The sequence below is a fragment of the Proteiniphilum sp. UBA1028 genome (assembly GCF_002316955.1).
Lineage (GTDB): Bacteria > Bacteroidota > Bacteroidia > Bacteroidales > Dysgonomonadaceae > Proteiniphilum.
In genome coordinates this window covers 6,140-17,183 of record NZ_DCEN01000011.1, presented here as the reverse complement: position 1 = coordinate 17,183, position 11,044 = coordinate 6,140, and the positions used below count along the sequence as shown (strand labels likewise).

Genomic DNA, 11,044 nt, shown 5'->3' with positions numbered 1-11,044 from the left:
CCCAAATAGTCGAAGCCGGTCCAGATAAACTCGCCGATGGTATAGGGAAGATCATCGTGCTGGATGAAATCATCTTCGGGGAGGTTCGACCAGCTGGCATGCTCCAGGTCGTAGGAGGAAGCCTGATGATCATCGTACATCGCCATTGCCTTCCGCTCCACCGGGAACTTGTAGACCCCGCGTGAGCTGAGCGCAGAAGTAGTTTCACTACCCAGCACAATCTGCTGCGGCAGCTTCGCGTATGCCTCCTGATAGCGGAAAGAGCGGTAGTTGAAGCCCGGCACATCCATGATGGCTGCCATATAGTTGTTGAAGACCTGATCCACACGATCCATGCCATTGGTAACAGGACGGGTGGGATCTTCCCGGTGACAGATATCCTGCAGAAAACGGGCCACCTTGGCACCCTGCGGGTTACTCTGCTCCTCCACCTCGTTGCCAATACACCACATCACCACGCTGGGGTTGTTCCGGTAATGATGCAACACATTGACCATATCCTTTTCGGCCCACTCCTTGAAATAGCGGTTATAACCATTGCGCACCTTGGGGATGGCCCACTCATCGAAGGTCTCCACCATCAGCATCATTCCCATCTCGTCGGCAATACGCACATATTCGGGTGCGGGCATGTTGTGCGAGGTGCGAATGGCGTTCACTCCCATATCCTGCATAATGCGTATCTGGCGGCGGATGGCAGCCTCATTCACGGCTCCGCCCAACGGTCCCAGGTCGTGATGCATGCAAGCACCCTGGAACTTAATCTTTTTGCCGTTCAGATAAAAACCGTCATTCGCAATCACCTCAATGGTACGGATGCCAAAGGGGGTGATGTATTCATCCACCAAGCGCCCATTCTTGTATAGTTTTGATACCGCCTTATAGAGGTTAGGCTGTCCGACATCCCAGAGCCTGGGGTTCTCCACGATCAGATCCTGTGAAAACTGATTCAGGTTGAACCGCGTTAATTCAGCTTCTGCAGAAGTAATCCTATTGGATTCAGCATCCATTATCTCTGTAATCAATTTATAGACACCTTCACCGGGGGTATGCACTTTCGTTTGAATATTCACCCGTGCAAAGTCATCATTGACCTCAGGAGTTGTTACGTACGTACCCCATACGGGAATATACGCGTCATTGGTAGTGATCAGATGCACGTTCCGGTACAACCCGGCACCGGGATACCAACGCGACTGTTCTTCGAAATTCTCCAGGCGAACAGCCAGTGTGTTGTTCTGCCCATCCTGGTTAAGCAACCCAGTGATATCGAAATAAAAAGTATTGTACCCGTTGGGCCAATAGCCTGCTTCCTGTCCGTTGACAAAAACGCGGGCGTTGCTCATGGCTCCGTCGAACTGGATGACCACTCGTTTCCCCTCCGAAAAACCGGGAATAGAAAAACTGTTCCGGTACCACCCCGCACCGACAAAAGGAAGTCCGCCCGTACGGCCATAATGCTCTATGGCAGTGGTCTGTCCGTCTTGTACGATGGCCATGCGGTGGATGTCGTTCTGCTTATCGAAGGGACCATAGATGGCCCAGTCGTGCGGTACACGCACCGACTGCCATTGGCTGTCGTCGAACCCGACTTCCGATGCCCGGGGGTTGTCTTCCCGTGTAAATTTCCACCCTTTCTCCAGCGTAACCTGTATCCTGCCCTGCCCCCACAAAAGGGAAAGACCGGCAATAAGGGCGACACAAATAAATATTATTCTTTTCATCCTTAATCTTGTTTAATATATTTAATATATCAATGGGGTACAAAAGATTGGATAACCGGGGTTACCCAATCTTCTTAAAATCTATCGGATACCACTTAGCAGTATCTAACTGAGCGAGCAGTTGGGCTGCGTTACCACCTTGAAAAAGTCGTTCCCCTTGTCGTCGACCAGGATGAAGGCCGGGAAATCTTCCACCTCTATCTTCCAGATCGCCTCCATACCCAGCTCGGGGTACTCCACACACTCCAGGCTCTTGATGCTGTTCTGTGCCAGGATGGCTGCCGGGCCGCCAATGCTGCCCAGGTAGAAGCCGCCATATTTTTTACAAGCGTCGGTCACCTGCTGACTGCGGTTCCCCTTGGCCAGCATGATCATGCTGCCACCGTGCGACTGGAACAGGTCCACATAGGAGTCCATGCGTCCCGCGGTGGTGGGGCCCATTGACCCGGAGGCATACCCTGCAGGGGTCTTAGCCGGACCGGCATAGTAGATGGGATGATCCTTGATATACTGTGGCAGTCCTTCGCCACGGTCGATACGCTCCTTGAGCTTCGCATGCGCGATGTCGCGTCCCACAATGATGGTTCCGTTGAGAGACAAACGTGTGGATACCGGATATTTGGAGAGCTCGGCCAGGATCTCTGGCATGGGCCGGTTGAGGTTGATTTTCACGCCCCCTCCCTCGCCTGCCTGGCGATATTCTTCGGGGATGAGCCGTGCCGGGTTGTCCTCCAGCTTTTCGATCCAGATTCCCTCTTTGTTGATCTTCGCCTTGATGTTGCGGTCGGCCGAGCAGGAGACGCCCATCCCCACGGGACAGGAGGCACCGTGACGCGGCAGGCGGATCACCCGCACATCGTGCGCAAAATATTTCCCTCCAAACTGTGCTCCCAGTCCCAGCTCCTCGGAGGCTTTCTTCAGCCTTTTTTCCAGTTCAATGTCGCGGAAAGCCCGGCCCAGCTCGTTTCCTTCGGTAGGCAGGTTGTCGTAGTACTTGGCCGATGCCAGCTTCACCGTCTTCAGGTTAGCCTCTGCCGAGGTGCCACCAATCACGAAGGCCACGTGGTAAGGGGGACAGGCAGCGGTACCCAGCGACTTCATTTTTTCAATCAGGAAGCTTTCCAGCTTCCCCGGTGTAAGCAATGCTTTCGTCTCCTGGTAGAGATAGGTCTTGTTGGCAGATCCGCCCCCTTTAGCAATGCAAAGGAAGTTGTATTCATTCCCCTGAACAGCATAGAGGTCAATTTGTGCCGGGAGGTTGGTGCCGGTATTCACCTCATCGTACATGTTCAGCGCAGCATTCTGGGAATATCGCAGGTTCTCGTTGACGAACGTGTTGTAGACCCCCTGTGAGAGCGCCTCCTCATCGTTGCCGTCGGTCCACACCTGTTGTCCCTTCTTGCCCGTGATGATGGCCGTGCCCGTATCCTGGCAGAAGGGGAGAATTCCTTTTGCCGATATCTCGGCGTTGCGCAGAAAGGTGAGTGCCACAAACTTATCATTCTCACTCGCCTCGGGATCGGCAAGGATTTGGGCTACCTGCTTCTGGTGATCGGGACGAAGCAGAAATTCCACATCGCGGAAGGCGGTCTGCGCCAACAGCGTCAATCCTTCCTTTGACACTTTGAGAATTTCCTTTCCTTCAAATTCTGACACGGAGACATGCTCCCTGGTGAGCAGATAATACTCGGTCTGATCCTTCGACAAGGGGAAAGGCTCCTGATACTGAAATGGTTTGTTTGCCATAAATAATTTGTATTGTTTGATTCGTTGATAACTGTCCGGTTTTGTTCACAAAGAGACAAAAATACAAAGAAAAAACGGCATCGGAAAACGATGCCGTACAAAATGACAATCAATTCATTGGGCCAGTCATATCTTCCGGGCGCACCCACCTGTCGAACTCTTCTGCCGTCACATACCCCAGGCGCACAGCCTCCTCCTTCAGCGAGGTGCCGTTCTTGTGTGCCGCATTGGCAATCTCTGCGGCTTTATAATATCCAATCATCGGGTTGAGGGCTGTGACCAGCATCAGCGAATTATGCAACAGCTCCTGAATGCGTGGCTTATTGGGCTCGATGCCCGACACACAGTGGACATCGAAAGAGACGGCTGCATCTCCCAGCAGCTGTGCACTCTGCAGGAAGTTGGCAGCCATCAGCGGCTTGAACACATTGAGTTCAAAATGGCCCTGCATGCCTCCCACGGTAATTGCCACATCGTTGCCGATCACCTGGGCACACACCATGGTGAGCGCTTCTGCCTGGGTGGGATTCACCTTCCCCGGCATGATGGACGATCCCGGCTCGTTGGCAGGGATTGTGATCTCCCCGATACCGCTCCGCGGGCCCGAAGCCAGCAGACGAATGTCGTTGGCGATCTTGTTAAGGGAAACCGCCACCTGTTTAAGGGCGCCATGGGTCTCCACGATGGCATCGTGTGCGGCAAGGGCTTCAAATTTGTTACGGGCGGTCACAAAGGGTAAGCCGGTGAATGCCGCGATGTAACGGGCTACAGCCGCATCGTAGTTTTTGGGAGCATTGAGCCCCGTGCCCACAGCCGTACCGCCGAGAGCCAGCTCGGCCAGGTGCGGCAGCGTGTGTTCAATGGCGTGAATGCCATACTCCAATTGAGCGGCATACCCGCTAAACTCCTGCCCCAGGGTGAGGGGCGTGGCATCCATAAGGTGGGTACGACCAATCTTCACCACCCCTGCCATCTCTTCCGATTTCGATGCTAACGATCGCTGTAGCTGCCGCAACCCGGGCAGGGTCACCTCTACAATCTTTTTGTAACAGGCAATGTGCATCGCGGTGGGGAACGTGTCGTTGGACGACTGCGACTTGTTCACATCATCGTTGGGTTGCAACGTCTTATCGCCCTTGCCTATTTTTTTGCCGGTCAGATGATGGGCCCGGTTGGCAATCACCTCGTTCACGTTCATGTTGCTCTGCGTGCCCGACCCTGTCTGCCAGATTACCAGCGGGAACTGCTCATCATGTTTTCCTTCCAGCATCTCGTCACACACCCGTGCGATGAGGTCCCGTTTTTCCAGCGACAACACACCCAGCTCGTGATTCGCATAGGCAGCCCCCTTTTTCAGGCAGGCAAATCCGTAAATAATCTCGATGGGCATAGAGGCTGGTGCTCCTATTTTGAAATTACTACGCGACCGTTCCGTCTGTGGTCCCCATAACTTGTCGGCAGGAACTTTCACCTCTCCCAGTGTATCCTTTTCGATTCTGTAATCCATATGATCTGCTTTTTATTTTGACCTGTAACATCATACACTTTTCAAATATACAAAAAAACAACGCCAAGCAAGGCTATTATAACATTATTATTTATAATTGATATAAATAATGCGGAAAATAAACGTATCTTTGCAGGCTAAACAAGGAGTTGAATTTTATGCGTCTGTCAGAACTACAAACAGGACAAAAAGCATACATCATAAAAGTTAATGGTAGCGGCGCTTTCAGGAAACGTATCCTGGAAATGGGGTTTGTACGGGGCGAGGAAGTGAAGTCGGTGCTCAACGCCCCGCTGAAAGACCCCATCAAGTATGAGATCATGGAATATGAAGTGTCGCTGCGACGTAGTGAAGCGGTGATGATAGAGATATCCATGCTTGAAGAAGAGGCTGAGAAAACCGCCCTTTATTCGGATGGCCCGCTATTGTTTGCAGACACAGCATTGTCTGCAGCGCAACCATGTGGCAGGAACGGAAGAAGACGCCAAAGGCGTCATCGTGCCGGACATCTGTACGTACCAAAAAAGAACATCAAAGTAGCCCTGTTGGGAAACCCCAATTCCGGAAAAACCTCCATCTTCAACCTGGCATCCGGGGCACACGAACGGGTGGGAAACTATAGCGGAGTGACGGTGAATGCCAAGGAGGGGACGTTGAAGCACAACGGTTACTCATTTACGCTGGTCGACCTTCCCGGCACCTATTCGTTGTCGGCCTACACTCCGGAGGAATTGTACGCCCGTAAATACATGCTGGAGGAAAAGCCCGACGTGATCGTGAACGTGGTATCCGCATCGGCATTAGAGAGGAACCTCTATCTTACGACCGAATTGCTTGATCTGCAAGTACCGATGGTCATCGCCCTGAACATGTACGATGAGCTGGAAGAGAGTGGACGCACCTTTGATCACGAGAAATTCTCCGCGCTCATTAACACGCCCATTGTCCCTACGGTGGGCAAAAGAGGGGAAGGAATCCCCCGGCTACTGGAAAAAGTAATCACCGTTTACCGGGCCAGGGAACGCAACCCGGTACAAATCCCTTACGGTAGGGTATTGGAGAAATCAATCTCCATCATGGAACGGGAACTTATGCAGAGTGATATAACACACTGGCACATGCCGCTGCGCTATATCTGCATGAAGATGCTGGAAGGAGACAAGGAGGTGGAAGGTCGCATAGAGACGCTCTCTAAACGGGAACAGATCTTTGCACGGAGAGACAAGGAACGCTCCTATATCGAGAAGTTGCTGCGCGAAGATCCGGAGTCGGCATTCACAAATGCCCGTTACGGATTCATTGCCGGGGGGTTGAAAGAGACACTCACCGGAAAAATTCATTTTGCCGACAAAACAAAACTGCTGGATTCCATTGTCACGAATAAATATCTGGGATTTCCACTTTTTTTCCTCTTCCTCTGGATCATGTTTGAGGCAACCTTTCGCCTGGGAAACTACCCCATGGAGTGGATCGAATGGCTTGTGGCCGGCCTGGGAAACCTGATCCGGAGCAACATGGCGGAAGGCCCCCTGAAAGCACTGATCGTGGATGGCATTGTGGGCGGCGTGGGCGGCGTCATCGTCTTTCTGCCCAACATTGTAATCCTCTATCTGTTCATTGCCTTTATGGAGGACTCCGGCTATATGGCCCGTGCGGCGTTCATCATGGATAAGCTGATGCATAAGATTGGCCTGCATGGAAAATCGTTCATTCCGCTCATCATGGGATTCGGCTGCAATGTGCCCGCCGTGATGGCCACCCGCACCATTGAAAGCCGCAGCAGCCGCATGATTACCATGCTGATTGTTCCTTTCATGTCGTGCAGCGCCCGCCTGCCGGTATACATCCTGTTTGCAGGCGCATTTTTCCCCTCCCGGGCAAGCATGGTGCTGTTGGGATTGTATGCTTTCGGCATCCTGATTGCGGCACTTACGGCACGCCTGTTCCGCAAAACACTCTTCAAGGAGGAAGAGACACCGTTTGTGATGGAACTGCCTCCCTATAGAATGCCTACCCTAAAATCGATTTTCACCCATATGTGGGACCGGTCACGGCAGTATCTCCAAAAGATGGGAGGTCCCATCCTCGTCGCTTCCATCGTCATCTGGTTCCTGGGGTACTTCCCGCAAAACCAGCAACGCGAAGCAGGATTCGACACGAAGGCAGCGCAGGCAGAAACTCAATTCAACCGGAACGAAATCAGCAGCAGCGAACGGGATGTCCTGCTTGCCGATATTGCTCATGAAAGGAACAGGGAACATCAGGAAAACTCCTATATCGGAAAAATAGGGAAGTTTATTGAGCCGGTGATGCGGCCGCTGGGATTCGACTGGAAAATATCGGTGAGCCTTCTCTCGGGGATGGCCGCCAAGGAGATTGTGATCAGCACCATGGGTGTGCTTTACACCGGTGACAGCGAAGACCAGCAGTCGCTGCAGGCAAGACTACAAGCCGAGACGTATCCCGACGGGCCACCTGTGTTCACTCCGCTTGTCATCATCGGCTTTTTGTTGTTTGTGCTGATCTACTTCCCCTGCATTGCAACCATTGCAGCCATCAAGGAGGAATCACACTCCTGGAAGTGGGCACTTTTCAGCGTAGCATACTCCACCGGCCTGGCCTGGTTCATTGCCCTTGTAGTGCATCAGGCAGGGAGCCTGCTCATATAGGATTTACGGGCTGTCAAACTTTTTATCCATTCATTTTGTTGTAAGATTATGGACATACAACTTTTTATTGTTATCATCATTGGCATTGTTGTGGGAATCATTCTCCTGCGAGAGATTTATCAATTCTTTTTTACGAAAAAAGACTTCTCCCACTGTGGCGGCTGCAACATGTGCGAACTGCCGAAAAAAGAAACGGAAGAGTCACTCCCCCGTTCTATTTGAGTCATCACATCAGTCCAGATTGTCTTGTTGTATTCACTTCATCAGTTTTGCCAGCACCTCCAGGTTGGCAGGCGAATCGGGTTGCTTCCCTTCTGCCGTATGTAGCTCTGCAATCCGGTCGGCATACTTTTCATACACCTTGTGCTTCACGATCTTCATGGTGGAGTTGACCATCCCGTTCTTCTCGCTGAAAGACTCTTCGATCACGGCGAAGGCGGAGGGGATCCAGCGGTGGGGGAAGAGGCCGTCGTGCTTGCCCCCCTTCATATAGGCCGCGATCTCACCGGCGATAACCCGTGATGCCTCTACCGGATCGGAGGTGCGTCGCTTCAGCGCCTCCCGGTTGACCGTCAGCAGGGCCGTGGTGTAGGGGCTCTGGTTGTTGTGCAGCACGCACTGGTCGATGAACTCCGACTGGGCCATGATCGACTCTTCGATCCCCTCGGGAGAGAACTTCTCGCCATCGTTGCTGATCAGCAGCGACTTGGTGCGTCCCAGCACATAGAGGTAGCCGTCGCTGTCGAGGTAACCCATATCGCCGGTACGGAGCCAACCGTCGACGATGGTTTCCGCTGTCGCTTCCGGATTCTTCCAGTATCCCTTCATCACGTTACCCCCTTTGATCAGGATCTCGCCCTTCTCACCCACCGGCAGCGGGTTCATCGCCTCATCGCCAATGCGGATCTCCATGCGCGGCATGGTCTTGCCCGAGGAGCCCAGCTTGTGGGCTTGTGCACAGTTGGCGGAGATGATGGGCGACGCCTCCGAGAGGCCGTAGCCCTGGTACATGGGTATGCCGATGGCATAGAAAAAGCGTTGCAGCTCGATGTCGAGCAGGGCACCGCCGCCAATGAAGTACTGCAGGTTACTGGCGAAGTTCTGTCGTATCTTCGAAAAGATCATCCTATCGTAGAAAGCAACGAGCGGTTTTAACAAAGCCCGTTTTCCACGCCCCCGGTTGTAGCCCTCCCCGTTGTAGGTATATGCCACTTTCAGTCCCTGGCGGAAAAGGCGCCAGGCGGTCTTCCCCTGCTTCTCGATCCCCGTCTCGATGTTCTTCCGAAAGTTGGCGGCCAGCGCCGGCACACTCATCAGCAGGTGGGGGTTGATCGCCTTTATACTCTTGGGCACGTTGCGCAGAATCTCCATGGCGCTCTTGCCGGCCGCCACGGAGGCGATGGCGGCACCGCACTTCATGAAGGCGTAGATGCCGGCGGTATGTCCGAAGGAGTGGTCCCACGGCAGGATCAGCAGTGTACGGAAGTATGAGGGGATACCGTTGAGATGGTCCACTGCCTGCTCGGCGTTGCAGACATAGTTGTCGTGCGACAGCATGATCCCCTTGGGGTTGGCCGTCGTACCGGAGGTGTAGGAGATGTTGGCCAGGCTGTCGGGCTCCACCGCTGCCATCCGCTCCTCCACCTGCTTCCTGTCGGCCGCGAGCAGGGCGTCGCCCAGCTCGAGCACCTTGTCGAAATAGATCTCATCCTCCGCCTGATCTTCCACCGCGTCGAGCAGGATGTAGCGCTTCACCGTGGTGAACTGCCCCTTCATGGGGCGCAGCTTCGCGATCTGCTGACCGGAAGCCAGCACCATCACCGAGTCGGAGTGGTTGATGCGGAAGGTGATATCCTGCACCGTCTCCAGCTTCACCGAGAGCGGCACGCAGACCGCCCCGGCGTGGAGCACACCCAGTTCACCCAGCACCCAGTTGTTCTTCCCCTCCGAGATGAGCGACACCCGCTCCCCTGCCCTAAGACCGAGTGCCATCAGGCCCGCCGCAAAGCGGATTGACTGCTCCTGCACCTCACGGAAAGTGAGTGAGCTATATTCTGCGCCGTTGCGTGCCTCATAAAGAAAGGGCCGCTCTCCATATTTCTCTACTGTCTCCTGCAGCAGCGCAATAATTGTTTTTCCCATATTGAATATTGATTGGTATACATTATGAAAATCTCACATCCTGAATGCCGGCATCTCTGTCAAACACTTTTTTTGCAAAAGGACAAAGCGGAATTATCTTCAGTTCCTGCTTTCGCGCAAATTCTACACCCGCCATCACCAGCTGCTTGCCATATCCTTTTCCTCCGTGAGTCTCTTCTATTTTGGTATGATCAATGATGATCTTGGAATCATCAATCCACACATAAGTCATTTCCCCGACGGGAAGATCATCTTCATACATGACAAACCGGCCTTTCTTGCCGTTGTCTTTCTGTTCGATCCTCGTCATTTTCCTTCTTTTTTTATACTCAATGCCCCCGAGGGACACTTGGCAACCTGATCAATCATTTCCTGGCTGGTTGCATGTTCCATCTGTATCCATGGCCGCTCGTTGGGTTTATATACATTGGGCAGTGTTTTGACGCATACACCCGAATGAATGCATGCATCGGGCTTCCATACAATTGTAATCTCTCCGTTGGTGTACTCTTTTGTTTTCATCGTCTGGCTATATTGAATTAATGAATCCCAAAGTTATCATTTTTTTGATCGGCCTCACCGGCCAATACCATAATCTTCGCCATAAATTACTGCTTTCATCCAAAAAAATACCGTGTTCACGGTCGAAATACGTGGCATTGAGGGGGACCGCTGGCATGATCGGCAAACTGTGAATAGTCTATCCCGGAAAGATTCCGACGGACAGGCTTTGACGCATCCGCATTTAGCAGAAGCTGGCCCGGCCGTGTAATGTGCCATGTCAACGGATTGAATGGCATTATCCCGGATACTATATCTCTGTACGTTGTGGTAATCCCGGTATCCATATCAAAAATCAGGGAAGTAACAAGCCGCTATATCTCATTTTCCAGATATTCTTTTAATCCCTGTAATATGTCGGTCCACCCGGCCAGATAACTTGCTTTTGTAAAATACTTGCTTCCCTCATCAAGAAAAGTCTCAATCCCTTCGTGCGTAAGTACCACTTTGGTAGACCCTTCACGGGGAAAAAGCTCCCAGGTAAGCACAGAGGTTCCTCCGCTGTGTCCGGGATGTTCCCACGTATGTTGCAGCTCTTCAGCGGGAATCACTTTCAGGATTTTAAACAGGTGACGAAAATTATGTTCTCCATCATCGTCAGAAAAAGAAACGATGAAATCGAATATTTCTCCTTCTCTGGGTTCGAAGTTCGAGATATTGAAATACCAGTTTTTCATCTCCTCGGGTTGGGTAAG

At 52.5% G+C, this 11,044-nt stretch carries 9 protein-coding genes; 2 read left to right on the top strand and 7 right to left on the bottom strand.

Translation table 11 applies throughout. The features are described 5' to 3' along the window. From B3Z75_RS01345 to fumC, 3 genes are all read right to left on the bottom strand, one after another. On the bottom strand, positions 1–1,724 hold a 1,724-nt coding region (locus tag B3Z75_RS01345; protein WP_294066959.1), incomplete at its 3' end, for a glycoside hydrolase family 2 TIM barrel-domain containing protein. 105 nt (positions 1,725–1,829) lie between these two features. After that, on the bottom strand, positions 1,830–3,470 hold the full coding sequence (locus B3Z75_RS01340) for a fumarate hydratase (RefSeq protein ID WP_294066956.1): 1,641 nt from the start codon (positions 3,468–3,470) through the stop codon (positions 1,830–1,832). Between the two features lie 109 nt (positions 3,471–3,579). Beyond that, positions 3,580–4,977 (bottom strand): class II fumarate hydratase, encoded by a 1,398-nt coding sequence (gene fumC, locus B3Z75_RS01335; protein ID WP_294066953.1) that lies wholly within the window; start codon positions 4,975–4,977, stop codon positions 3,580–3,582. 158 nt (positions 4,978–5,135) lie between these two features. Between fumC and feoB the strand changes: the two genes are divergently transcribed. After that, positions 5,136–7,646, top strand: a complete 2,511-nt coding sequence (gene feoB / locus B3Z75_RS01330) for a ferrous iron transport protein B (RefSeq protein ID WP_294066950.1) — start codon at positions 5,136–5,138, stop codon at positions 7,644–7,646. Between the two features lie 48 nt (positions 7,647–7,694). Beyond that, positions 7,695–7,868 carry a hypothetical protein gene (locus tag B3Z75_RS01325; RefSeq protein WP_294066947.1) on the top strand — a complete coding sequence of 58 codons (174 nt, stop codon included), beginning with the start codon at positions 7,695–7,697 and terminating at the stop codon, positions 7,866–7,868. Between the two features lie 33 nt (positions 7,869–7,901). On the opposite strand, the gene B3Z75_RS01320 is transcribed toward B3Z75_RS01325, so the two are convergent. The 4 genes from B3Z75_RS01320 to B3Z75_RS01305 all read right to left on the bottom strand — a co-directional run. Next, positions 7,902–9,788, bottom strand: coding sequence for an AMP-dependent synthetase/ligase (locus B3Z75_RS01320; protein WP_294066944.1), 1,887 nt, complete (start codon positions 9,786–9,788; stop codon positions 7,902–7,904). A gap of 22 nt (positions 9,789–9,810) precedes the next feature. Next, positions 9,811–10,098 (bottom strand): GNAT family N-acetyltransferase, encoded by a 288-nt coding sequence (locus tag B3Z75_RS01315; RefSeq protein WP_294066941.1) that lies wholly within the window; start codon positions 10,096–10,098, stop codon positions 9,811–9,813. After that, the gene (locus B3Z75_RS01310; RefSeq protein ID WP_294066938.1) at positions 10,095–10,310 is read right to left on the bottom strand and encodes a (4Fe-4S)-binding protein; all 216 of its coding nucleotides are present in this window, start codon (positions 10,308–10,310) and stop codon (positions 10,095–10,097) included. Before B3Z75_RS01310 ends, B3Z75_RS01315 begins: the two co-directional genes overlap by 4 nt. A gap of 353 nt (positions 10,311–10,663) precedes the next feature. After that, the coding region (locus B3Z75_RS01305) for an SRPBCC family protein (RefSeq protein ID WP_294066933.1) at positions 10,664–11,044 on the bottom strand (381 nt) is incomplete at its 5' end.